Source organism: Maribellus sp. YY47, assembly GCF_023111095.1.
Taxonomy (GTDB): domain Bacteria; phylum Bacteroidota; class Bacteroidia; order Bacteroidales; family Prolixibacteraceae; genus Draconibacterium.
Genome location: NZ_JALGYW010000015.1, coordinates 88,810 through 113,801, shown reverse-complemented (window position 1 = coordinate 113,801; position 24,992 = coordinate 88,810). Strand labels below are relative to the sequence as shown.

The 24,992-nt window shown below is 42.1% G+C and carries 18 protein-coding genes; 12 read left to right on the top strand and 6 right to left on the bottom strand.

Annotated features, from left to right (window positions below):
• Positions 1 to 16: 16 nt before the first annotated feature.
• From MR764_RS13695 to MR764_RS13670, 6 genes are all read left to right on the top strand, one after another.
• A complete protein-coding gene (locus tag MR764_RS13695; RefSeq protein ID WP_247979996.1) occupies positions 17 to 1,240 on the top strand; it encodes an O-antigen polymerase in 1,224 nt (407 codons plus the stop codon).
• A gap of 275 nt (positions 1,241 to 1,515) precedes the next feature.
• Positions 1,516 to 2,061, top strand: a complete 546-nt coding sequence (locus MR764_RS13690; protein ID WP_247979995.1) for an acyltransferase — start codon at positions 1,516 to 1,518, stop codon at positions 2,059 to 2,061.
• Positions 2,045 to 3,031: a hypothetical protein gene (locus MR764_RS13685; protein ID WP_247979994.1), complete on the top strand. Its 987-nt coding sequence runs from the start codon at positions 2,045 to 2,047 to the stop codon at positions 3,029 to 3,031. Before MR764_RS13690 ends, MR764_RS13685 begins: the two co-directional genes overlap by 17 nt.
• Entirely contained in the window at positions 3,028 to 5,181 is a 2,154-nt protein-coding gene (locus tag MR764_RS13680; protein ID WP_247979993.1) for a bi-domain-containing oxidoreductase, read from the top strand. The genes MR764_RS13685 and MR764_RS13680 overlap by 4 nt, the downstream gene beginning before the upstream one ends.
• Positions 5,182 to 5,873: 692 nt before the next feature.
• A complete protein-coding gene (locus MR764_RS13675) occupies positions 5,874 to 7,265 on the top strand; it encodes an alginate lyase family protein (protein WP_247979992.1) in 1,392 nt (463 codons plus the stop codon).
• A 61-nt stretch (positions 7,266 to 7,326) separates the two neighbouring features.
• Positions 7,327 to 8,547, top strand: a complete 1,221-nt coding sequence (locus MR764_RS13670) for a glycosyltransferase family 4 protein (RefSeq protein ID WP_247979991.1) — start codon at positions 7,327 to 7,329, stop codon at positions 8,545 to 8,547.
• Positions 8,548 to 9,951: 1,404 nt separating this feature from the next.
• Here MR764_RS13670 and MR764_RS13665 read toward each other — a convergent pair.
• Positions 9,952 to 10,638 (bottom strand): hypothetical protein, encoded by a 687-nt coding sequence (locus tag MR764_RS13665; protein ID WP_247979990.1) that lies wholly within the window; start codon positions 10,636 to 10,638, stop codon positions 9,952 to 9,954.
• 365 nt (positions 10,639 to 11,003) lie between these two features.
• Here MR764_RS13665 and MR764_RS13660 point away from each other — a divergent pair, with 365 nt between their 5' ends.
• From MR764_RS13660 to MR764_RS13645, 4 genes are all read left to right on the top strand, one after another.
• Complete coding sequence (locus tag MR764_RS13660; RefSeq protein ID WP_247979989.1) at positions 11,004 to 11,717, top strand: sugar transferase; 714 nt, start codon at positions 11,004 to 11,006, stop codon at positions 11,715 to 11,717.
• A gap of 1,168 nt (positions 11,718 to 12,885) precedes the next feature.
• A complete protein-coding gene (locus MR764_RS13655) occupies positions 12,886 to 13,836 on the top strand; it encodes a UDP-glucuronic acid decarboxylase family protein (protein ID WP_247979988.1) in 951 nt (316 codons plus the stop codon).
• 411 nt (positions 13,837 to 14,247) lie between these two features.
• Positions 14,248 to 15,639 (top strand): exopolysaccharide biosynthesis polyprenyl glycosylphosphotransferase, encoded by a 1,392-nt coding sequence (locus tag MR764_RS13650; protein WP_247979987.1) that lies wholly within the window; start codon positions 14,248 to 14,250, stop codon positions 15,637 to 15,639.
• A gap of 105 nt (positions 15,640 to 15,744) precedes the next feature.
• On the top strand, positions 15,745 to 17,088 hold the full coding sequence (locus MR764_RS13645; protein ID WP_247979986.1) for a capsule assembly Wzi family protein: 1,344 nt from the start codon (positions 15,745 to 15,747) through the stop codon (positions 17,086 to 17,088).
• Between the two features lie 319 nt (positions 17,089 to 17,407).
• Here the strand turns inward: MR764_RS13645 and MR764_RS13640 are convergent, their stop codons facing one another.
• The 5 genes from MR764_RS13640 to MR764_RS13620 all read right to left on the bottom strand — a co-directional run bounded on the left by MR764_RS13640 (position 17,408) and on the right by MR764_RS13620 (position 22,731).
• Positions 17,408 to 18,256: a tetratricopeptide repeat protein gene (locus tag MR764_RS13640; protein WP_247979985.1), complete on the bottom strand. Its 849-nt coding sequence runs from the start codon at positions 18,254 to 18,256 to the stop codon at positions 17,408 to 17,410.
• A gap of 205 nt (positions 18,257 to 18,461) precedes the next feature.
• Entirely contained in the window at positions 18,462 to 18,740 is a 279-nt protein-coding gene (locus MR764_RS13635; RefSeq protein ID WP_247979984.1) for a tetratricopeptide repeat protein, read from the bottom strand.
• A 17-nt stretch (positions 18,741 to 18,757) separates the two neighbouring features.
• Positions 18,758 to 19,882 carry a glycerate kinase gene (locus MR764_RS13630; protein ID WP_247979983.1) on the bottom strand — a complete coding sequence of 375 codons (1,125 nt, stop codon included), beginning with the start codon at positions 19,880 to 19,882 and terminating at the stop codon, positions 18,758 to 18,760.
• Positions 19,883 to 19,900: 18 nt separating this feature from the next.
• Positions 19,901 to 22,102, bottom strand: coding sequence for a RelA/SpoT family protein (locus tag MR764_RS13625; RefSeq protein ID WP_247979982.1), 2,202 nt, complete (start codon positions 22,100 to 22,102; stop codon positions 19,901 to 19,903).
• A 116-nt stretch (positions 22,103 to 22,218) separates the two neighbouring features.
• On the bottom strand, positions 22,219 to 22,731 hold the full coding sequence (locus MR764_RS13620; RefSeq protein WP_247979981.1) for a ferritin: 513 nt from the start codon (positions 22,729 to 22,731) through the stop codon (positions 22,219 to 22,221).
• Positions 22,732 to 23,038: 307 nt separating this feature from the next.
• Between MR764_RS13620 and MR764_RS13615 the strand changes: the two genes are divergently transcribed.
• Together MR764_RS13615 and mce are read left to right on the top strand one after the other, a co-directional pair.
• On the top strand, positions 23,039 to 24,349 hold the full coding sequence (locus MR764_RS13615) for an acetyl-CoA hydrolase/transferase C-terminal domain-containing protein (RefSeq protein WP_247979980.1): 1,311 nt from the start codon (positions 23,039 to 23,041) through the stop codon (positions 24,347 to 24,349).
• Between the two features lie 216 nt (positions 24,350 to 24,565).
• Positions 24,566 to 24,970 (top strand): methylmalonyl-CoA epimerase, encoded by a 405-nt coding sequence (gene mce, locus MR764_RS13610; protein WP_247979979.1) that lies wholly within the window; start codon positions 24,566 to 24,568, stop codon positions 24,968 to 24,970.
• The last annotated feature ends 22 nt before the right edge of the window (positions 24,971 to 24,992 follow it).

The window sequence follows — 24,992 nt, the reverse complement described above, 5'->3', positions numbered from 1 at the left end:
TCTATTAATTTTACCGATGTTACAAACTGTACTAATAATATTTATTCTTGTCTTGATCTTTGCTATTTACTGGAAAAAATCAGGTCGAAAATTTAACATCGGATCATACATATTAGGATTATATATATTATCCTTGTTGAGCTCATTTTTATTAAATACAAGTTCAATAAAATATTCATTTGAAGCGTCCTTCTATTTTTTTATAATTCTAATTCTTTTTTTAACTCCTATACTAAAATTTAACACTAACAACATTGAAAAGATCACCCCAATAAACTTAAAATTATTTAACGCCATTTCTTATATATTTATAGTTTTAGGAATTTGTACTTACTTTTTTTTCGGATCTGTAGTTTATTCATTGTTGTTTTCAGGAGATTCATTCCTTCTTTTGCGAACTGCGATGGTGGGTGGAGAAGTTTACTATAAAGTGAATTATGTGTATTATATCTTGACGTTATACTGTCAATTTTATCCGATTGTTCTAATATTTTATTTTTATTCTACAACATTTACGTCAAATAGTAAATCAATCAATAACCTATTACTTTTCTCGTCAACTGCTTATATCATAAACGTGCTATCAGGTGTTGGCCGCGATGGATTTGTGCTATGGCCTATGTCATATATATTTGCATATTTTATGTTCAGAAATTTCATGAATGAAGAACATAAATTAAAAGTAAAAAAATTATTATACCGTTTTTTGATCTTATTTGCATTGATATTTATCCCAATTACAATCTCTAGATTTTATAAAGATGATAACTTCTTTTCTCCTATTCTTTCAATCGTTTCTTATTTTGGCCAACAATTTGGAAATTTTAACGATCTTTATAATTCAACTGTTCCTAACGAAACTAATTTATCTAAGTTATTTCCAATTTTAGGAAAAGACGAATCATTATCATTACTTGAAAAAAACAAATTGTACCTTCGCCTATATGGTGTCGATATTAATGTATTCTCCTCCTTCATCGGTTCTTTCTACCTTAATGTCGAGAAAAAACTACTATTTCTTTTATCATTTATTATAAATGGAATGTTTTTTCTATTTAGCATTAACAACAAAAAAGTATCTCTTGGAAGAATTATTTTTTTTACTTTCATTTCGCAATTACCGTTACACGGAATTTTCTACTATAAATTAGCATATGTTACAAGTAATGTTTATATGATATTAGTTTTACTACTATCAATTCTATTTTTAAAACAGATAATTATTAACAAATCACAATAGAATAACAGAATTGAGGGAATTTATTTTTTGAATTTTTACTCCAAAAAACGTCATTGAAAGAACCATCAACATATACTAAATATTGATTTTTTTTTGTTAATGGTGTTCATATATTATTTATTTTTTTTGCCCTCATAAGTACAATAATATGCATATTGTTTTTGGCCCAGACCTTATAAAACTTCTATTTTAGCGGAATAAAGAAATTCACTAGCTATTTATTGCAAAAAAAAATAATTCAATTTTAACATAATTAATTTCAAAATATTTTACATATGAGAATAATAGGTACTTTAATTCTATATTTCAATAAAATTAGAGATCAGTTATTTATGTTTCATCTTTTACCTCTATTCAAAAGGCATGGTCGAAACATTAAGTTCTTTCCAAGTAATTCATTTTTCAGTTATGCATCAATCTCATTAGGCGATGATGTGTATATCGGTCCAAGAGCATATTTCTCTTCAATTACAACAATAGATATTGGTAGTAAAGTCTTGTTTGGACCAAATGTTACTATAATTGGAGGAGACCATAATTCCTCGAAGATTGGTGAGTATATATATGACGTTAAAGAGAAATTACCAGAAAATGATATGCCTATCCATATCGCAGATGATGTTTGGATTGGGGCAGGTGTTACTATATTGAAAGGAGTTAAAATTGGCAAAGGAGCAATTATTGCAGCTGGTGCCGTAGTTACGAAAGATGTTGCCCCATATTCAATTACAGGCGGTGTTCCTGCCAAGCATATTGGAAATAGATTTAATAAAGAAGAAATTGAGTTACATGAAAATCTGCTCTATGCAAAAAATAACTAATATTGTCATCATAGGGAAACAACCTCCACCAATTGGAGGAGTTACGATACACGTTCAACGCCTAATTGATACTTTAGAAAAGAATCACATCAAATTTCAATTCAAGCAACTCTCCAAAAGGAGTATTTTGTCACTTTTACTTTTGACAGTAGTTAAAAAACAATTAATACACCTGCATGCCAGCTCTCCATACATTCGATTTATTTTTGCATTTTTATGTAACATCAGTAAGTCTCACCTAATTGTTACTTATCACGGGAATATAGGCAGGTTTAATGATATCGGAAACTGGTTCGATAAATTATCGATTAAATTATCTTCTATTCCGGTAGTACTAAATGAGGAAAGTCTCAAATTAGCTCAAAAAATAAATAGTGAGACACTCCTTATTCCGGCATTTATACCTCCTGTAGTAGAAGATACTTTACCCCCTCACATACTGAATCAAATAAAACTACTTAAGAACAAGGCCACTACAATATTTTGCACAAATGCATATCGGCTTTCTTATGACAAAGAAGGAAATGAGATCTATTGTGGTTCCCTCTTAGAAAAGCTATTCGCTCGAAAAGAGAATCAACAATATGCCTTCATATTTTCAGATCCTTCCGGTAGTTATAAAGAATTCTTCGACCGGAAGAATGTTGAACTCTCTAAAAATATTCTTTTTATATCAGAACCTCATTCTTTTTTTGAGGTGCTAAAATTATCTGATTGCTTTATTAGAGCAACTACAACAGATGGGGATCCATTATCAGTTAAAGAAGCGTTATATCTCAACAAAAAGGTTCTAGCGTCAAACGTCATCAAGCGTCCATCTGGATGTATAACATTTAAATTAACCAATATAGAAGATTTACAAAAGCAGGTTCATCAGATTAGTCAACATCCAGATTTGATTTCAAAAGAGCCAATCATTAACGGTGCAAATAATATAATACAACTCTACAATAAGATCATTTTATCATGAAACAAATCATACAAGACCTCAAAAAAGGTAACACCATATTAGAAGAAGTCCCGGCACCACAGGTAAAGGCCGGAACTTTATTAATAAAAACCACACGTAGTTTGGTTTCCTTGGGAACTGAACGGATGTTGGTTGAATTTGGCAAAGCCGGATTTATTGATAAAGCCCGCCAGCAACCGGATAAAGTAAAGCAAGTGCTGGATAAAATGAAAGCGGAAGGCATTTTGCCCACACTGGAAGCTGTCTTTAACAAACTGAATCAACCCTTACCTTTGGGCTATTGCAATGTCGGCGTAGTTGAAGCCGTAGGTAAGGGCGTTCACCGGTTTAAAGTGGGCGACCGCATAGCCTCCAATGGCAACCATGCCGAGTATGTCTGTGTACCTGAAAACCTTTGTGCAAAAATTCCGGATGGTGTCAGCGATGAAGAAGCAGCCTTTACGGTCATTGGATCGATTGGTCTACAAGGCATTCGTTTGTGCAATCCAACATTTGGAGAAACCATTGTTGTCATTGGCTTAGGTTTAATCGGCCTGGTTACTGCCGAATTGTTAAAAGCTAACGGTTGCCGGGTCATTGGTTACGACTTCGACCAGCAAAAGGTGGACATGGCTCGCTCGAAAGGGATCACGGCCTTTAATCCGGCCCAGGGAACTGATCCGGTAAAATTTGTACAAGAGGCCACCAATGAAACGGGTGCCGATGGGGTAATTATCACGGCTTCGGCTAAAAGTGATGAAGTAATCCACCAGGCAGCCGATATGAGCCGCAAGCGCGGACGGATCATCCTGGTGGGTGTGATTGGATTAAACATTCGTCGCGACGATTTTTACAAGAAAGAATTAACTTTTCAAGTCTCCTGTTCGTATGGCCCCGGTCGGTACGATGAAAACTACGAGCAAAAAGGACAAGACTACCCACTTCCCTATGTCCGCTGGACAGAACAACGAAATTTTGAAGCCATCCTTCAAGCCATGGAAAGTGGCCAACTGGATGTAAAACCCCTAATCACCGAACAAGTTGCGTTGGAGCAATACGACGAAATTTATGGCGACATGCGTAAAAAAGGGTCCATCGCCAGTATACTGGTTTACCCTGAAAATGCAAAAAGAAACAGCTCCGTTATTTTAAAAGAGTCATCTTTCGGACAAAAGTCCCCTTCAGGGGATTTAGGGGTCAAAGGAGCCGGAATTTTTGGAATCATTGGAGCCGGCAACTTCACCTCTTCAACCATTATTCCCGGAATGAATGCCGCCGGAGCTCAATTAAAAGCCATTGCCAGTGCCGGAGGCTTATCAGCAAAAACATTGGCTAAAAAGGGAAATATCGCTGTTGCCAGCTCTGACTACAAGGAGCTCCTAAACGACTCAGACATTGACACGGTTATGATTACAACTCGCCACAACCTGCACGCTTCGATGACACTGGAGGCCCTGCAAGCTGGCAAAAATGTCTTTGTTGAAAAACCCTTATGTTTGACGGAAGAAGAATTGGAGGAGATTGCCGCGTCGACTACGTCTCCTCGCAATGACGGCACTGCACCAATGGTGGTCGTTGGTTTCAACCGCCGGTTTGCACCCCTGGCTCAGACGATGAAAAAACACCTGGGTGAAGGAGCAAAAAATATTGTGGCTACCATGAATGCAGGCTTTATTCCTCCTGAAGTGTGGGTACACGATTTAGCGATTGGCGGAGGCCGGATCATTGGTGAAGCTTGCCATTACATTGATCTATGCACCTATTTAGCCGGAAGTAAGGTAACAGCCGTCTGTATGAACAGCATGGGTGTCAACCCCGAAGAAAATACCGATAATGCCAGTATTCTGCTCAAATATGAAAACGGTTCGAATGCCGTAATCAACTATTTTGCCAACGGGAGTAAAGCCTATTCCAAAGAACGTATTGAAGCTTTCGCGCAGGAAAAAACAATGATCATTGACAACTGGAGAACACTGACTGCTTATGGCGTCAGAGGCTTTTCGAAACAAAAAACAAGATTGGACAAGGGACATAAAAACCAGTTTAAACAATTGGTAGAGTCCGTTAAAAGTGGTGTTCCCATTATACCTTTTGACGAAATAGTCAACACTACACAGGCCAGCTTTGCAGCCATCAAAAGCTTGAAAGAAGGAAGGTGGATAGAAGTGTAGCCGCTTTATTGGAACAGATCGCTTCGTCGTTCCTCCTCGCGATGACAAAACAGATTTAATATTTGGGGGATTGAGGCTGGCGGCCTTGCCGCCAGCCTCAATCCCCCTCAACGACACAACCGCTGTCATTGCGAGAAGTCCTAGTGAAACGGAGACGACGAAGCAATCTTATTCGGTAACTGCATTTGAATCGGAGACAACAAAGCAATTTTATCGCCCATATTGACACGCAAATCGTAAATGAAACGAGCATCTAATATAATTGCACTTAAGTGTATATTTTAAACAAGTGCGAGTTCCATACTATACCATTGAAAACAAACAATTTTAATAGTTTGAAAAAGATTTTCCTGATATACTATACCATCATCCGTCTTCGTCCCATCCAAATCCGTTACCAACTGTGGTACCGATTCAGAAAGATGTGGCGTAAAGCAACTGGATTTACCTATCTGCTTTCAATAGAGAAACAGGCCGAACCATTAAAATTCACACCATGGATAGACAAACCCGTTTCATTAACTAAAACAGGATCAAATTCCCCCTTTAGGGGGCTAGGGGGTGAACCCTACTCTTATACATTCTTAAACATCACCAGGGACATTTCTCCCCCTATAGGGGGAGTACCCCGACTGAAGAATGAATGTCGGGGGGAGGGGGTCGGGAAGCTTTGGGCATACAACCTCAATTACATGGACTACCTGCTTCAACCCAATATGGAATTGGAAACAGGAAGAAAGTTAATCGAACAATTCATCAACGATCTCCCTCAAAATCCAACAGGGCTGGAGCCCTACCCCATTGCCCTCCGTGGAATCAACTGGATAAAGTTTCTAAGTCGAGCGTCATTGCGAGGAGGAGGAACGACGACGCGGCAATCTCTGCAAAATGCTGCTACAACTCCTTCAACACCTCGTCATTGCGAGGACGACGACGGAGGACGAAACAACCTCATCCGTATAAACGGATGTCTCTACGCCCAATACCTGATCCTTCTTGATAATTTGGAATACCACCTGATGGCCAACCATTTATTGGAAGATGGTTTCAGCTTGTTATTCGCAGCTTTCTATTTTAAGGATGATACCTTTTTCAAGAAGGCAAAAGGTATCATAGAGGTTGAATTGAAAGAACAAATCCTGGACGATGGTGCACACTTCGAGTTAAGTCCAATGTACCATCAAGTTATCCTTGATCGCTTACTGGATGGTATCAACCTGCTTCAAAACAATCCGCTATTCGAAACTCAAGATCGTCTGCTGGATTTTATGAAAGAAAAGGCGGACCGTATGCTTCAATGGCTAAACACAATTACTTTCAATAACGGACAAATCCCCCTTCTCAATGACTCAGCCCCCGGCATCGCCCCAACAACAGGGCAATTAAATGCGTATGCTGAGCGATTAAAGCTGTTATTCAGCTCCGTCCCCGCTGCACTTGACGCCAGTGGCTATCGGAAATTCATTTCAGCAAATTATGAATGTATCGTTGATGTCGGGGCTGTTGGTCCTTCCTATCAACCTGGCCATGCCCATGCCGATACCTTCAACTTTGTTCTGAATGTAAATCATAAGCCGGTTTTAATTGATACGGGCATCTCAACCTATGAAGCCAATGCCATCCGACTCGCAGAACGAGGTACAGCTGCACACAATACAGTAGCCGTTTACCAGCGTAATTCATCCCAGGTATGGTCCTCTTTCCGGGTTGCTCAAAGAGCCAATGTTGAAATCATAAAAGAAGAAAAAAATAGAGTTACAGCCACTCATGATGGGTTCAGAAGTATTGGGACAAGTCATCAGCGGAGCTGGCTGTTTGATGAACAAAAAATAAGGGTTGAAGATATTTTAACAGGCCGCCAGACTAAAGGGACGGCTTACTTTCACTTTAGTCCAGGCTTAATACCAATAAAAAGGAACAATGAGATTTTGATCAATGATACTTGTATAAGCTTTGAAGGAGCTGAAACAATTTCACTGATCAAAGCGCAACTCCCCGATGGCTATAATCGCTCAGTTGATTACCACAAACTCGAAATTGTTTTTCAACACAAGCTAGTCTCCATCATTAAAACCAAGGGCTAGATCAAGCATCCAGCATCAAGAATCGAACATCAAGAATCAAGCATCCGATATCAACCAAAATATGCGCATTTTATTTTTAACCGATAATTTTCCACCGGAAGTAAATGCTCCGGCAACAAGAACCTACGAACATTGCAAAGAATGGGTAAAGCAAGGAGTGAATGTAACCGTAATCACCTGTTTTCCCAATTTTCCTCAGGGAAAAGTGTACGAAGGTTATAAAAACAAAAGAATTCATCATGAAATCATTGACGGAATAAAAGTGATCCGGGTGTGGTCTTACATTACCGCCAACGAAGGTTTTGTAAAAAGGACCCTCGATTATATCTCTTTTTCATTTTCTGCTTTTTGGGCCGGCCTATTTCAAAAAACAGACCTGATTATTGCTACTTCCCCTCAGTTCTTTACCGCACTGGCAGGCCGTACCCTCTCCTTTTGGAAACGGAAGCCCTGGATTATGGAAGTCCGCGACCTGTGGCCCGAGTCCATCAAGACAGTTGGAGCCATGAAAGACAATATTTTCATTCGCTATTTTGAAAAAGAAGAACTCTGGTGCTACAAAAGTGCCTATAAGATTGTAACGGTTACCGATGCTTTTAAAGAAAACCTGATTCGTAAAGGTATTGCTCCTGAAAAAATTAAAGTGGTAAAAAACGGGGCCAATATGGAACTTTTTAAGCCCGTTGAGAAAGACAGGCAATTATTAAAAGAACTGGACCTGGAAGGAAAAACCATTCTTGGTTATATCGGAACACATGGGATGGCTCATAAACTAGATTTTTTAGCTGATTGCGCCAGGCAATTGCAAAATACCTCCTACCATTTTCTTTTCTTGGGTAATGGTGCTGAAAAGCAAAAGCTGGTAGAAAAGGTCAAGCAGGAACAACTAAAAAACATTACGTTACTTGATTCTGTTCCTAAAAATGAAGTCGTTCGCTATCTCTCTATCATAGACATAGCTCTGATTAATCTGCGGAAAAGTGATTTGTTTAAAACCGTTATCCCATCCAAGATATTTGAAAATGCAGCCATGCAAATCCCTATACTGATCGGTGTTGACGGTGAAGCCAGATCTATTGTTGAGCAATATGAGGCAGGGCTTTTCTATGAACCTGAGGATATTGAGGATTTCCTCACGAAACTGAAAAAATTAAAGCAACCGGAACAATATCAAAAATGTCAGCAAGGCGGACTAAAACTAGCGCAGGCATTTGACCGAAAAAAGCTGGCCGGCAATTTACTCCAAATACTAAAAGACACCCCAGCTGGCGATAATTTGTGATAAACTTGGATTATAGAAGAATAAGATTTTTAGGCATACCAATAACCTCAAAGCGTTTTCGAAACCTTTGAGGGTTAAAAAGAGCACATAACCTTCGCTGGCGCGCATTTGTCCGCCAACTGACGGAGGTCTCTTTTGGAACAAAAGAAAGTAGATAGTTTATCTTCAGCATGTCAGCGAGATAAATTTATTTTCTTTAAAACCCGGAGGGTTTCCATGTTTATAGAATAAATAAATGCAGAAGACATGCGACCCCGGCCGGGGTCGAACCTTCATCTTCCCCATCTTTTTCTATAACCATATGATACCTCCGGTATCTGGTTTATATGAAAGCATCAAGCAACCAGCATCGAGTATCCGGTAACGAGTAACCTGCCGGCACATCAATTAATCAATCATTCTCCCCCCGCTACCGCGCAAATCCTTTCGCGTGGTGATTAAACAGAGCCTTATTATTACGGCGCAAACAACAGGCAGATTTTAATGAATATTTTAATTGCGCCGCTTTATTCGCTTCGCTCATTGTCCGCGGGTTTCACCCGGGGTTATTCATATCACACCCCTTTCGGGGTTAAAGAAATAAATAAGCTTACCAGCAGCACGACCAACCTTCAGGTGTTTCCAAAACTCTGAAGTGTTTAAATAAAACATTCATGATTCCCAATGGCTATTCTGGCTCGTTTTGTAACCTTAACCTTTTCCAAAGCTCCAAACTTTGGAAAAGGTTCCAGGAGAATACATCAACCAGACCGATAAGCTTAATAAGGTTTGGTTTTTTTATGCATAAAAACCACTTCCCTTGGATTTGGCAAATAAGTTTTTTCCACCTTACCAACAACCTCAAAGTGTTTTCGAAACCTTTGAGGTTTAAAAACAGCAAATCACTCCCTCCGTCATTCCGCTGCCAAAACACCGGAATTCCTCGTCCTCCTGGAATGGGGACAAACTGAGAACAAGCTTCAAGTAACAAGCTACAAGCCTCGAGGATCAAGCATCGAGTTACGAGTCACTGGTCATTTGTCATTAGTCACAGAGAACAAGCTACAAGTATCGAGCATCGAGGATCAAGGATCAAGGATCGAGGATCAAGGATCAAGTCCGGGGAACACATACCATCATCAGGGAACAAGAGACAATACCGGGGGGACGGTGAAAAACATCAATGGGATACGAAAAATTGCCGGGGGAAAGGTCGCCCAATCCGATTGAATTAAAAAAATTGGCGATGGAATAAAAAACTTTGCCAAATAAGACAAAAAAGCAGCCGGGGGAAGGGATAGAGACACCGGGGGAAATAAAAAAAACGCCAATGGGGAAGCATAATTAACCGATGGGAATTAAAAAAAGCCCCACGGGAAGGAGTAAACTTGCCGCGGGGCCTTTAAAATCAGGCTTTACAAAATACTACCTATAGTATCTCGACAGTCTGTCTTCGTCTTTCCAAAAAACATAACGGCCGTATTCACGGATGGTACTGTCTTTCTGAAACAATAAACTATAGGCCTTGTCGCGCAAGGTTTTTGTTGCGTTGCCATCGTCAGCCGCTCCGTTGGCGGCAGCCAGCAATTCCGACAAACTGTGCGACAGGGTACGTGCCTGGGAAAGTTTTCCGCGATCAAAATTAATACTCTCCAGCGGTTCGGGGTATTTTTCGCCCAATACAGCTATTTCGAGCAGATCCTGCACCATATCGGCATTGCTTGATCCCTCGCGAATTCGTGCCACTTTTTTCCGAACATCCTCACGATTGCGGTAGGCAAAAGAAAAATCATGTAATAACTCATCCCGAAAAGAAAAGGCTGGAGGCGACTGTTCTTTCCACTCGACAACTGCATTCTCGCGTGCCCGGAAAATACCCATCCACTCGGCCTGGAGGTAGCTCAGCGCTCCACTCAGAGGAGTCAGTTCATCAATAAGGTTAACATCCATCCCCGCTCCGGCCAAAACATCGCGATCTTCGTTGGCGTCAATAGCAAGCGTATTTACACTTACCACATATTCGTCAATCGGGGTATTAGGAAGTTTTACATCTTCCAACGGAAAGTTAGCAATCGCATCCTTCCATTGTTCGAAATCTTCAGTATAACTCATGTTTAGAAGAAATTTAGTGATATATTGCAAATGCTCCGCCGGCCTCTTCTGGCCTTTCCGGGATTCATAAACTTATGGAGAGTTAGATGACGAGCCGGCGGGTTACATTTATAATATTTCGGTTTAAGTTAATAAACATCAATTCATTATACAACATTCCTGCTCGATAACAGTTAAAATAACCAACAACGCCCGATTAAAAATATGCTAACAAAATGCTCCCCTGACACGAATTCTTGTTCTGTCGTTCTTTTGTAAACTTAAATTTTCCCATTTTTGCAGCCGGAAAATTTAGCTGTTTTACAGATTAACAGTTTAACCACTCATCTATTTAACAGTTTATCAATTTATCAATAATGACAAACATGGAAGAACCGAAGGAGGCCTTTCCCTATACCCCTCCCACCCCCGAAATCAAAGAAAAATACGCCGAAATTTTTGCGCTTAAAGAACCGATAAAAGTCCCGCTTCCCAAACTGCTGTTTGATAAAGCTGTAGCCTTGTTTTTTCTCCTGCTCACCTCGCCCATACTTTTGCTGCTGCTGGTGGCCAACTGGGTGGAAGGACTGCTGATTAAGGAAAACAAAGGGCCGCTGTTCTTTTATTACTACGGCATGAGTCACGGCCGCAAGTTTAAGAAATGGAAGATCAGGCTGATCAAGGAAAGCTATGTTGACAAAGAACTTCAGGCAAAAGGCGACTGGCATGCCTTCCAAAACGAATGGATGCCCGAAGCCAGAACTTATGTCGGCGCTTTTGTCAAGAAGTTCTACCTCGATGAAATCCCGCAGTTCTATTTGATTCTCAAAGGCGACATGTCGTTTGTAGGGCCGCGTCCGCTGGCAATACATCATTACGAGCGCGATTTGGCACAGGGAAATGTTACCCGTAAGTTGATACGCGGTGGTTTACTGGGGTACGGACACGTACGCAAAGGCACCCCGGAATTTGGAAAACCGGTATATGAATACGAATACGTTTACCGCTATCTGCATTACTCCCCTTTCCAACTCCTGATGACCGACCTGTATGTGATCTGGCGCGGCATCGTGGTCGTCCTCAAAGCCGGCGGACACTAGGAAGATTAGAAGGGATGAAGTGTTGAGGATTGGAATGACAGTGCCAGGTTTTGCAGCATTTAATCGAGGATCAAGGATCCAGCTGTGAGCTTCTAGCTTCAAGCCACAAGTCAAGATAAAAGGGCAAAGAGCAAGAGGATAAGAACATCGAACGAATACGAATAAACCGGCCTCGGCTGGTGAGCCGGAAAACAAGTGCAGACAGCGTATAAAAATCTTTGCTGTTTGACCCCGGGGAGACTCCCGGGGGAGTTTCAAAGATTTTAGCTGGCAAACGTAGCTTTTCCGCGCGAAGCAGACGCAGCCTTGACTTTTTGAAACTTTTGTGTCAAGACAAAAGTTTGAGACAGTCCGGCAGGAAATAAAAGCTGAGAGTTACAAGCGGCAAGCTTCGAACTTTAAGCAAGAGAACACCAAATGATGATTAACGATTTTCGATTGTTGATTGAAAATAGCCTGCGAGATTCATGAATACCCCAAAAAACACCTCTGCATGCCCGACAATCCCGAGGCCTCGGGACCGTCAGGCGGGCTAAGTTGCCGCATTGAAAAAACGCAAAGGGAAAACGCAGCCGGAGGCAAGTTACACGGGCCAGAATAAAGATTATTTGCTTTTTGTGGTGTATTTCATCGAAGCACAGACCTTAATAAAAATAAACACCTAGTGAATTTTGTCTTGAGTTTTCTGTTTACTCTTTTGGTAAAGCAAAAGAGTAAAATCCGACCGATAGGTCAAAAGCAGCAACAAAACAGCTAGCCACAAGATCAGTAAACAAATAAATAGCTGGAATCGAATATCAAGGATCAAGCTGCGAGTATCGAGCTAAGAGTATCGAGCTAAGAGAACAGCAAAACACCAAGGCAAATGTGGGGACAAAGCAAGAAAGCTCTGAGCTATGACTAAGAGCCAACTACAGCAGTACGGTACACTGAATTACATTGATTGCAAAATTGTATAAGCGTCAAATTGTAAAGGCATAAAGCAAAGAGCTTGGAACTTCGGTCAACAAGCTCAACTCTGCCCCCTGAACTTTGAACTCCTCTACTATATCACCCCCTCCGTCATTCATTCCTTCGATCCCTCAGTAAACACACGTTTCCCTTGCTTCTTCTGCAAATAATAAGTAACATTGAATCATAATACATTCAACAGAAAACAGGCGACAGCATGAAGAGAATATTGGTAACTGGTGGTGCGGGATTTATCGGATCACATCTGTGTGAGCGACTGTTAAACGAAGGCAATGATGTAATTTGCCTCGATAACTATTTCACCGGATCAAAACGCAATATCCTTCATTTGCTTGGGCACCCGCTCTTTGAGCTCGTGCGTCAGGATGTCACCCATCCCTACTTTGCCGAAGTCGATGAAGTCTATAACCTGGCTTGCCCCGCCAGTCCGGTGCATTACCAGTACAACGCCATTAAAACGATCAAAACTTCGGTAATGGGCGCCATCAATATGCTGGGGCTTGCCAAACGCGTAAAGGCCAAAATTCTGCAGGCCAGTACCAGCGAGGTTTACGGCGACCCAAGCATCCACCCCCAACCCGAGGATTACTGGGGCAATGTAAACCCGATCGGCCCGCGCTCGTGTTACGACGAAGGAAAAAGATGCGCCGAATCGCTTTTTATGAATTACCACGTACAAAACGGGGTCAAGATCAAGATCGTACGGATTTTTAATACCTATGGCCCAAATATGAATCCCGACGACGGAAGAGTGGTTTCCAATTTTATTGTCCAGGCGCTGAAGGGTGAAGACATTACGATTTTCGGGGACGGCTCTCAAACCCGCTCGTTTCAGTATGTCGACGACCTGGTGGAAGGCATGCTGCGCATGATGCAAACGCCTGATGATTTTACAGGGCCCGTAAACATTGGCAATCCCAACGAATTTACCATGACCGAACTGGCCCAAACCATCCTCGACCTCACCGGTTCGTCATCCAAAATGGTCTTTCACCCCTTGCCTGCCGATGATCCCCGGCAACGCCAACCCGATATTTCACTGGCCCAACAAACGTTAAACAACTGGGAACCCAAAGTACAGCTTCGCGAAGGACTGAAGAAGACAATCGCTTATTTTGACGACTTACTCAGTGAAACGGAAGGGTAAAAAAACATGACAAATCCCTGCTTACCTGTTTTATTTAATCCCGTTTGTTTCCCGAGTGTCGTTAATCAAAAGGATCAAATCATTCTGAAATACGATGCATTATACCGATATGCTTTAGAAAAGCCCTGAACCCAAAAGTGAATGTAATTTTCAATTCAAAGGTTCACCGGTTTTATCCCTTATTTATATTCAATACAAGTAAAAAAATGGAGGGCTCCTGCAAAAGAGTCGGGTACAAAGCCTTAGCTAAAATAATACGGAATGCGCTTTCAAAATAAGGCTCATTTACCTCTGGCGCGACCCGTGTTTTTTTCACATCTCTTTGGCAATCGTGTTTAAAAACAGCAAATCTTTCTGTAAAAACAGTATTTTTGAAACCCGTTAAATGATCAGGTTCTAAACAAACGTATAATGAAATCCCGCGAAACAGAACTTTTAGTTCTTTATCTGGCCATTGATCTGGTTCTTCTAAATGCAGCTCTGGCCATTATGGCATGGCTCAGTTTGGATATTTCGGCACGTGACTATCGAACAATGAGTATCTACGTACTGCACGGAAACCTGGCCTGGATCATTTCCTACCTTATTTTCTCGAAAAAGAATCTGTACCTCCGCGACAATATTTTTAACCGGCTCATACGTATCACCAAACGCCAGCTCGTTTTCTATCTGGTGTCAGCGGTAATCGCCTTTATGTTTGTTCCCGGGCCGTTCTTTCGCACCTTCTTTTTTGAATATACCCTACTCTTTTATTTGGGTAAGGTTGTTTTTTACTGGCTGTTTTATTATTACCTCAGGCAACGACGGGGCAGCGGCAACAGTACATTAAATACCGCTGTAATCGGACACGGTGAGACCGGAGATCTTTTAAAACGGATCATTGTCAGCAATCCATCGCTGGGCTACCGCTTTTCAGGCTTTATCAGTTCAAATGAAATCTCTGAGGAGGAAGAAGAGTTGGGGCATCCGGACAAACTTGAAGAAATAATCGACCGTCATAACCTGCAAATGATCTTTTATACCATTTCATTGTTCAGCGATGAAAATGGAGAGCTAAGGGGGAAAAAGATACTGAAATTGTGCAACCAAAAAGGTGTTCGGCTTCGCTTTGTTCCCAAAGACCAGTGGTGTTTCAAAAGCAGTCGCAACAACCTGGAATCCATTGGCGACCTTTTGGTGTTAAATCCACAGGAAATACCCCTGGACAACGTATCGTTCCGAATTCAAAAACGCCTGTTCGACATTGCGTTTTCCCTAATGGTGATCCTGTTTATCTTTTCCTGGCTTTTGCCGATCGTAGCCATCGCCATTAAATTAAGTTCGAGGGGACCCGTTTTTTTCAAACAACAACGTACCGGAATTAATAACCGCACTTTCTATTGTTACAAATTCAGAAGCATGAAGCCCAGCAAGGAAGCCGACACGCTTCAGGCCTCTGCCGACGACGACCGTATTACCCCGATCGGGCATTTTATGCGCAAAACAAACATCGATGAGCTTCCCCAGTTTTTCAATGTGTTGATCGGAGATATGTCGGTGGTCGGTCCTCGCCCCCATATGCTGAAGCACACCGAAGAATATGCTGAACTGATCGATTATTACCTGGTTCGCCACTATGTAAAGCCCGGAATTTCGGGTTGGGCACAGGTAAAAGGATACCGTGGCGAAACCAAAAAATTAAGCGCCATGCAAAACCGTGTAAATGCCGACATGGAATACATTCGCAATTGGAGCTTTGCCTGGGATCTAAAAATCATCTGGTTGACCGTTTTCAGCAAAAAAGCCTGGAATAATGCAGTATAAATAGTAAAAATGATTGAGTCTTTGATTCCTAAAATTTCGAAGAGAAGATCTTTCTCTTTATTCATCATTCTTTTAATCTGTGTGTTTCCCTCCGAGGGACAAAACATGGGCCTCAGGATCAATTCACTTGCCGGAACAAAGGGAAGCCTGCCCTTTTGGATGTGGGCCAATCAGCTGGGAAGATACTCCGAAGAAAGTCAGGCAGTCCAAAACCTGGAGTTAAACGGAACTTACCGGACCAAAATCGGAGAATCGTATTTCAGCTTTTTAGGAGGAGGACGTTTAAACCTGATACTGGCCGATAAAAGCGACATTCGCTTTACCGAATTATATGGAGGATTGAACTGGAAAACCCTGTTATTGACGGCAGGCGCTTTTGCCGATCAGGAAAAATACGATGGTCTTTCGACCACCAATGGTAACCTCGCAGCATCGCTCAATGCACGTCCCCATCCCAAAATCAGAGCGGGTTTTAACCGTTTTGTCGGGCTAACGCCCTGGCTTTCGATCTATGGATTCTACGAAGAAGGATGGCTAAACGACGACCGCTATGTAACAGATACTCATCTGCATCGAAAAGCCTTTTATTTTCGTATTGGAGGAGCAAGCTCATGGCAGGTAACCGGAGGCTTGGAGCACTTCGTCATGTGGGGAGGCACCCACCCGGTATATGGCAAGCTTCAGGGCTGGGAAGCCTATCTGGATTACATCCTCGCAAAATCCGGAGATGAAAATTCCCTGGCCACCGATCAGGACAATATTATCGGGAGCAGTTACGGAACTTACCAACTGGAAATAAAAAAGAGTTGGGACGAAATACAGCTTGCACTGTACCTCAGTCATCCGTTTGAAGATCAATCCGGCATGGAATGGGTTAACTACAAAGACAATCTGTTGGGAATCTTCCTGACACGAAAAGAACAACAACCGTTGATCAAATCCTTGCTCCTTGAATATTTCCATACCAAAAACCAGAGCGGAGATACACACCTTGCTCTTACCCCCGAAGGAACACTTCACGGCCGGGGGCGTGATAACTATTATAACAACAGTGTTTATCGTTCAGGAGCCACCTATCAGCAAATGGCGATGGTTAGTCCGCTGTTTACCCCGGTAAGGTTGAGCGACGGCATCTCAATGGGATTTGAAAACACCCGCTTCTCAGGCTTTCACCTGGGAGCCACCGGCTTTCTTTCAGAAACCATCCATTGGAAAGGACTGCTAACCTACAGCAACAATTTCGGACAATACAAAGGCGACGGAACCGATAGCTACCAACCCTCGCGAAAACAGGCCATGTCGCTTTTCGAGTTAAAATGGATGCCCAAAAACAAAAGCTTCGACTTCGGAGCTTCTATCGCCGCCGATCACGGAAGTTTATTTGATCAGGGAAATTCAACCACGCGACTGGGAGCGCAGTTATCCGTCAGATGGCATATCCTGAATTAAGCATTGTACTTCGGCGCCATAAGCTTAAAAAATCAAATGGAGAATAATGATCAACGATTGTGCTTACCAATTTGAGAAATGCTGAATATTTTATCCTAAGAGTGTAATTACACACACTCTCTTAGGATGTTTTTCAAGGAGAACAAAAAGCAAATGAATACTAATTTTAGCATTCGCATCAAAACATTTCGTCAGAAACTTCTTAAATCACCAACGATCTAAAATCCAATTCGAGATTACTCGATGAATATTCGCTGCAACGTATAAAAAAAACGCCCCGGGACAACCGGGGCGTTTTCTTTTTATCGTTAAAGACTGATTACATCGCTGCTTTGCAGGCTTCAATCAATTTTGTGGCGTTTGCATTGCCGGCATCCAGTTTTAAAGCTTTTTCCAATACTTCCAGAGCAGAAGCAAATTCCTTTTTGGCTTTACCAACTTCAGCTGCATAAGCTTCGTCAGCAGTTGATAAACTACCGGCGTTTACTTTTGTATTGGCGGCGCTTAAAATTTCAGCGCCTTTTTTATACAAGTCATTTCCTTCAGAAACATAAACATTGGCTAAACCTTTAGTCAATTTGTCATCTTTTGGGAATTTCGTTACACCTTCTTCCAAAGCTGCTTTGTACTCAGCATCTTTATTAAGTTTATTCAAAGCTACTGCCTTGTAATACTGTGCAGTTTCGCCTTTGTAATTCCCGGCCACTGCTGCTGTAAAGAAATCAACGGCTTTCTGATACGCTTTTCCTTTATAGGCAACAATCCCTGCATTGTACGATAAGCTTGCTTTGTCTGCAGGACTGGCTTCAATTGCCTTGGCATAAGTATCCAGCGCTTCGTTGGTCTTATCCAGTTTGGCATATGAGCCTGCCATGTATTCGTAAGCTTTGTCTACGTTTGCTTTAGCTGCAACCGCTTTTTCAAAATATTGAATAGCTTTTTCATATTTATCGGCGTTATAGGCTGCCAGACCGATATTAAAATTGATGGCTTCCGGCACCTGAACATCACCCAGATTAGCCATAGCCGATTCGTACAATTCTAATGCTTTTGCATACTCTTTGGCCGTTAAAGCGTCGTTGGCCTGATTAATTTTCTCTGCTGCGTCCTGTGCAAACGAAACCACAGCAACGCTTACCGCAAATAATAACAATACTACTTTCTTCATTTTTTCTATTCGTTTAATTCGTATAATGTTTAAAATTTTGATTCATTTTTTTGGATGAGCATCAAAAATAACAAATCTGATCAAAAAACCTAAGAAGCTGGAGCTAAGAATCTTGTTATATTTCCAATCATTGGGTTGCTCATTCCAACTTCTTCATGGTTAAAGCCACAATTGTTTCAACTGTAAACGACTAAGCTTTAGTTCGCTAAGGATTAAACTGATCCGAATTCCAGAAGTTCAAAATATTTTGAATGAATTGCAGATTATTTTTTGCTTCTATATTTTCGGGATCAATTTCAAGCGCATAATTATAAGCATTGATGGCTTCTCCCCATTGCTGAAACTTCTGCGCCAAACTCCCTTTCACCAGGTAATAGTCGGTCGTATTAAAAGCGGGCATCCTATCAAAAGCCTCTTTTGCTTCTGCGGCTTTCTCGGTTTTTAATAACATCCGAACCGTTTCTATTTGTTCTTCTCCTTTCATTTATTTTGACTAATATTCTATTTTTCTTGTCCGGCTCCGCTCAGACATCGTATGGTTTTTGCAAATTCCAGACCAAACTGAAACAACAGGTCCGAAGCGCGGGCCATGGCTTCGTCCAGCGACATGGCTCCGTTAACCAGCGAATATATACCGTCGAATGCACCCGACGCTTCCGGCTCGGTTTTTCCTCCGATGGCAAAAACAGGTTTTCCATAAGCCCGGGCCATTTGGGCCACCGCATAAGGAGCTTTATTGTTCAGCGTTTGTCCGTCGATTTTTCCTTCACCGGTAATCACGATATCCGCCCACTGAACCTCCTCTTTTAATCCAAGCTGATCAAGCACAAAATCGGCACCGGGAACAATCTCTGCATCATAAAATGCAATCAAGGGCACCGACATACCACCGGCAGCCCCCGCTCCCTTTATATTTCGCAAACTTTTACCGCTATCTTCTTCCAGCAGACCGGCCCATTTCTCCAATCCCTTTTCGAGCGCTGTAACCATCTCTTGTGTCGCGCCTTTTTGAGGCCCAAATACAGCAGCTGCACCGCTCTTTCCCAACAGCGGATTGTCGACATCGCAAATAATTTTCAATGTGACCTTCGCCTGCTTGGTTGGTTTTTCTACTCTTACGATTTGATTGAGGATCTTTCCGCAGGCTTTTAGCTGCTTTCCACTTTCATCGAGAAAACGAAAGCCCAAAGCTTCCAGCATCCCCACTCCTCCGTCGACAGTAGCGCTGCCGCCAATGGCCAGGTAAATCTTTTTGCACCCTTTTTGAATAGCATCAGCCATCAACTCTCCGGTTCCGTACGAAGACGCAATGAATGGATTCAGCGCCGAACGTTCGACCAGCTTCATCCCGGAAGCATCGGCCATTTCAATAATGGCCGTCTCGCCCGTAACGGCATACTTTGCATTCACCGGCGCCTCCAGCGGGCCGGTAACTGTTACCGCTACTTCTTCAGCATTTAATCGCCGTGCCAGTACTTCTCCGGTAAAATCGCCACCATCGGCAACCGGTACCTGGTGTATTTCAAAATCGGGAGAAACCTGTTGAAAAGCTTTCGCCAGCACATCTGCAAAGTCAAAAGCATTTAAACTTCCTTTCATGGAATTGGGCGCTATCAGTATTTTCATGCGATCTATTTTCTTCTGTTATTTTTCACCCCTGAAAACCGAGGTCACTCCCTTTATCTTTTGCAGACGTTGAATCAAAAAATCGAGATGTTCAACACTGTGCACAAACAACTGGAGCTTACCTTCGAAATTTCCTTTTTCCGACTCGATGTTGATCGACCGCATATGCGTTCCCACATCTTTCGAAATAATATGCGATATCTCTCCTATAATTCCCACTTCATCGGTTCCCGATACGTGCAAGGTAGTCAGAAACGATCCCTTGTTCGAATGGTCTTTCCATTTGGCCTTGATCACCCGGTAAGGGTAACGCTCCTTCATCTGAAGTGCATTCGGGCACTTATCACGGTGTATTTTAATCCCGTGTTTAATGGTTACAAATCCAAAAATACGGTCTCCAAAAACTGGATTACAACACTGCGCCAGTTTATAATTTACATTGTCGAGGTTGTTGTCGATCACCAGAAAATCGTCTCCGCCACCATAATCGAGCGATTTTGTTTGCGACTGCGGCATAAGCTCTTCCACCGTTTTACGGGCGCCTTCTTCTTCCTCCTTATCGACAAACAAAGCCTTTACTTCCAGCGGATCAATCTTATCGGAGGCCACGTCAAAATAAAAATCCTGGGCAAGTTTAAAATTGAAATGTTTTAAGGCTTTCCGGATGGCATCGTCGTTGAATTCGAGCTTCCAGTTTTTGAATTTCCGCAGCAGGATTTCTCTACCGTGCGCTGCCTGTATGTTGCGCTCTTCGTTCAAACTGGTCCTGACTTTGTTTTTGGCTTTTGAAGTCACCAAAAAATCGAGCCAGTCCATCTTGGGTTTTTGATTGTTCGAGGTGTCAATCGAAATATGATCGCCGTTTTTCAGCTTGTATTTGAGCGTAACTTTTTTCCCGTTGACCAGGCCGCCGACACAGGTATCACCCAGTTTGGAGTGAATTTCGTAGGCAAAATCGAGCAGTGTCGCCCCCTGGGGCAATTTCCTTAAATCACCTTTGGGTGTGAAAACAAAAATCTCGTCGCTGTATACATCGGTTCTGAAATGATCGATAAAATCGACAACGTTGAGTCCCGGATTTTCCAGTACATCGCGGATACCCGTCAGCCACGAATCGATATTCGATACCCTTCCTCCTTTGTATTTCCAGTGCGCCGCCAGTCCTTTTTCTGCAATTTCATCCATTCGCCGGGTACGAATCTGTATTTCCACCCATTTGTTGTTGGGCCCCATTACCGTAGTGTGCAGCGATTCGTAACCATTCGATTTGGGAATGGTGATCCAGTCGCGCAAACGGTTCGGATTGGTCTGGTACTCTTCGGTAACAATGGAATACGCCATCCAGCAATCCGTTTTTTCATCTTCCGGTTCCGAATCCAGAATAATGCGAATGGCAAATAAATCCATGACTTCATCAAAAGAAACATTCTTCTTTTTCATTTTATTATGAATGGAAGAAATGGATTTGGTGCGGGCTTTCATCGAAAACTGAAGCCCTCTTTTTGCCAGTTTCTTTTCGATGGGCTTTACAAACTCGGCCACAAAATTGGCGCGCTCCTTTTCGGTTTCCTTTAACCGTGTTACCACGTAGTTGTAGTCATCAGGTTTCTGAAACTTCAGGCTTAAATCAAGCATTTCAGAGTTGATGTTGTACAAGCCAAGGCGGTGCGCCAGCGGAGCATACAAATGCAGGGTTTCACTCACCAGTTTTTCCTGCCGTTCGTCCCTGTACCAATCCAGGTTACGCATTACCTGCAAACGATCGGCAATTTTTATCAGGATAACGCGAACATCGCCGGCCAGCGCCAGCATCAGTTTGCGATAGTTCTCGGAGTGCAGGTCGATGGTATCGGTCCCCATGGCATTGATTTTAGCCATGCCATCGAGAATCGAAAAAATGTGCTCGCCAAATTTGCCGGCAATTTCCTCGTGTGTTGCTTTCTCCTTTAGCCCGGCATAACGCACGTTGTGCAACAATCCGGTAATCACCGAGTCGGGCTCCAGGCCAATTTCCATGGCAATTACAGAAGCCACCTCAAGCGAATGCCCGAGAATAACCTCGCCGTGCGAAAACCGATGATCGCCCAACACCTGACTGGCAAATTCAAAGGCATTTTCGAGCCTGATCATAGCTCCGTCGTCCCAGGTAAGCTGGCAAAACTCTTTTAAATGCTCGTACCTGGTTCGTATCTCCTCCTGAGTCGTCATATTCGTTTGCATTTTAATTGGAAAAACCTACCGTATCCGGTAAACTCAATTCGTTATGTCACCTTGCGTAATATAAAAAAAGAGGCCACAATAACTGCAGCCTCTTCCCTATTATTTTGAAAACCTTTTTACTTGGCTGCAGTCGTATCGACAAACTTACGGGAACGCATTTCACGATCGAGCATGAAAATACCGTTACCCTGTCCGTCAATAAGCTTTAGTGTATCCAGAATCTCGCTCACGTTGGCTTCCTCTTCCACCTGCTCATCAACAAACCATTGCAGGAAGCTCTGAGTGGCATGATCTTTTTGCTCTAAAGCAATATCCATCAAATTATCGATCAGGGCAGTTACGTGTTGTTCGTGTTTCAATGTTGCTTCATAAACGTCAATAATGCCTTCCCATTCTGTTGGCATCTGGTCGATGGCTTTCAATACCACCTTACCGCTACGTTCATTCACATAATTAAAGAATTTATTGGCGTGTGTCAGTTCTTCCTGGTATTGCACATACATCCAGTTGGCAAATCCGGGCAACCCTTTGTTCTGAAACCAGGCTGACATCGACAAATACATAAGTGCAGAATATTGTTCAGCGTTTATCTGCTCATTCAGAGCGTTTAACATTTTTTCCTTTAGCATGACTTTAGATGTTTTTATTGTTCAGGGTTAAAAGTAACAAAATGCCGACAGATTTTAAAAAGAATTTGGAGTATTTGAGGCAATCTTAACGATGCTTATCAAAATGTTCATTTCATTGTCTATACCATATAGTAGCATGTGTTATTTACAGTTTCAAACCCGGATAAAACACCAAAAAGTCTTCATTAACACTAAGTTTACAAAGACATTCGAACACGGATTAATAATATTCGAAAACTCTTATAAATAATAGTTTTTTTACCTTTGAGACCTGAACTTTAGCTGATTTATAAAATCCAAAAAAATCATGAAGAACATAAAATTCATCTCAGCTGCGGAAGCAGTAAAAGTAGTCAAATCAAACGATCGTGTGCACCTGCACAGCGTAGCGGTGACGCCCCACCCGCTAATCAGAGCGCTCGTTGAGAGGGGCAAAAACAAGGAATTCAGAAACGTAAGAATTCAACACATTCACACCGAAGGACCGGCTCCGTATGCCGACAAGGAGTTGGAAGGAATTTTCCAATTGGAATCGTTTTTTGTTGGACACAATGTTCGCAAACAAACACAATCGGGTTATGCCGATTACATCCCGGTTTTCCTTCAGGAAACTCAACGTTTGATCAGACAAGGTTATCTGAAAGTAAATGTAGCCATGATCCAGGTTTCTGTCCCGGATAAATTCGGATATGTTTCGTTGGGTACTTCGGTAGATGCAACTTTAGCTGCCGTTGAAAACGCTGACACTACCATTGCAATCGTGAATCCCAATGTACCGCGTGCATTTGGCGACGCCATGATCCACATCAACGACATCGACCTGTTTGTTGAAGACAACAGCGAACTGGTTGTTGCTGCTCCCGGCCCTATTTCGGACACTGACCGCAAAATTGGCCGTTATGTAGCAGAATTGGTGGAAGATGGTGCAACCCTGCAAATGGGTATTGGCGCTATCCCGAACGCCGTATTAAGCATGTTGGGCAACCACAAAGACCTGGGAGTTCACTCTGAAATGTTTGCTGACGGTATTCTTCCTTTGGTTGAAAAAGGCGTGGTAAACGGTAAAAACAAAGCCATCGACAAGGGAAAAATGGTAGCCACCTTCCTGATGGGGACCAAAACAATGTATGATTTCATCCACGACAACCCGGGTGTTGCCATGATGGATGTTGAATATACCAACAAAGTGAGTGTAATTGCTCAAAACCCAAAAGTAACGGCCATTAACTCGGCGCTTCAAATCGATATTACCGGCCAGGTATGTGCCGATTCTATCGGAACTACACATTATTCAGGTGTGGGTGGTCAGATCGACTTCCTTCGTGGCGCTTCGTTGAGTAAAGGTGGTAAACCAATTCTTGCCATGCCTTCCATCACCAATAAAGGCATCAGCAAAATTGCTCCTATCCTGACTCCGGGTGCCGGTGTTGTGAGTACACGTGCCAACGTTCACTGGGTAGTAACCGAATTCGGTGCAGTAAACTTATATGGAAGAACCTTGCAAGACAGGGCAAAATTACTGATTTCAATTGCACATCCCGATCACCAGGAAAACCTGGACAGGAATGCTTTTGAACGGTTTGGCCCCCACTTTCATTATATTTGGGACGAAAACTAAATTCATCGATAGAAGGAAAGCAGACAGTGGTCTGCTTTTTTTATGATATAAATCATGTGTTCAAAATAAGGAGGAAATCAAATATTAACTTATTCTGAAATCGGCGTATGTTTTAGAGCTGTTTTCGACTTTATTTTGAGCCAAGAGAACTATTACCTCTACCTTTGAGCAATTTATTTTTTTGACTATTAATCTTTTATAATCATTCTAAATAATATGAATATTTCTCATATAGAACACATCGGGATCGCAGTCAACAGTCTCGACGAGGCCATCCCTTACTACGAAAACATGCTTGGTCTGAAATGCTACGCCGTTGAAGAAGTAGCTGACCAAAAAGTAAAAACAGCCTTCTTCATGGTAGGCCAAACCAAAATTGAATTACTTGAATCAACTGATCCGGAAGGACCGATCGGCAAATTCCTTGAAAAGAAGGGACCGGGCGTTCACCATTTGGCTTTTGCAGTTGACAATGTAAACAATTCGCTTGCCGAACTGGAAGAAAAAGGCGTTAAACTAATCGACCAAAAAGCCAGAAAAGGCGCAGAAGGTTTAAACATCGGTTTCCTTCATCCAAAATCAACCATGGGAGTATTAACAGAAATTTGCGGAAAAGAATAGACTACATTAAATAACCGATTTT

Bases quoted from the DNA above. Each gene is read 5' to 3' on its own strand.
- MR764_RS13695 (WP_247979996.1), top strand. From the start codon at position 17: ATGTTACAAACTGTACTAATAATATTTATTCTTGTCTTGATCTTTGCT.
- MR764_RS13690 (WP_247979995.1), top strand. From the start codon at position 1,516: ATGAGAATAATAGGTACTTTAATTCTATATTTCAATAAAATTAGAGAT.
- MR764_RS13685 (WP_247979994.1), top strand. From the start codon at position 2,045: ATGCAAAAAATAACTAATATTGTCATCATAGGGAAACAACCTCCACCA.
- MR764_RS13680 (WP_247979993.1), top strand. From the start codon at position 3,028: ATGAAACAAATCATACAAGACCTCAAAAAAGGTAACACCATATTAGAA.
- MR764_RS13675 (WP_247979992.1), top strand. From the start codon at position 5,874: ATGGACTACCTGCTTCAACCCAATATGGAATTGGAAACAGGAAGAAAG.
- MR764_RS13670 (WP_247979991.1), top strand. From the start codon at position 7,327: ATGCGCATTTTATTTTTAACCGATAATTTTCCACCGGAAGTAAATGCT.
- MR764_RS13665 (WP_247979990.1), bottom strand. From the start codon at position 10,638: ATGAGTTATACTGAAGATTTCGAACAATGGAAGGATGCGATTGCTAAC.
- MR764_RS13660 (WP_247979989.1), top strand. From the start codon at position 11,004: ATGGAAGAACCGAAGGAGGCCTTTCCCTATACCCCTCCCACCCCCGAA.
- MR764_RS13655 (WP_247979988.1), top strand. From the start codon at position 12,886: ATGAAGAGAATATTGGTAACTGGTGGTGCGGGATTTATCGGATCACAT.
- MR764_RS13650 (WP_247979987.1), top strand. From the start codon at position 14,248: ATGAAATCCCGCGAAACAGAACTTTTAGTTCTTTATCTGGCCATTGAT.
- MR764_RS13645 (WP_247979986.1), top strand. From the start codon at position 15,745: ATGGGCCTCAGGATCAATTCACTTGCCGGAACAAAGGGAAGCCTGCCC.
- MR764_RS13640 (WP_247979985.1), bottom strand. From the start codon at position 18,256: ATGAAGAAAGTAGTATTGTTATTATTTGCGGTAAGCGTTGCTGTGGTT.
- MR764_RS13635 (WP_247979984.1), bottom strand. From the start codon at position 18,740: ATGAAAGGAGAAGAACAAATAGAAACGGTTCGGATGTTATTAAAAACC.
- MR764_RS13630 (WP_247979983.1), bottom strand. From the start codon at position 19,882: ATGAAAATACTGATAGCGCCCAATTCCATGAAAGGAAGTTTAAATGCT.
- MR764_RS13625 (WP_247979982.1), bottom strand. From the start codon at position 22,102: ATGCAAACGAATATGACGACTCAGGAGGAGATACGAACCAGGTACGAG.
- MR764_RS13620 (WP_247979981.1), bottom strand. From the start codon at position 22,731: ATGCTAAAGGAAAAAATGTTAAACGCTCTGAATGAGCAGATAAACGCT.
- MR764_RS13615 (WP_247979980.1), top strand. From the start codon at position 23,039: ATGAAGAACATAAAATTCATCTCAGCTGCGGAAGCAGTAAAAGTAGTC.
- mce (WP_247979979.1), top strand. From the start codon at position 24,566: ATGAATATTTCTCATATAGAACACATCGGGATCGCAGTCAACAGTCTC.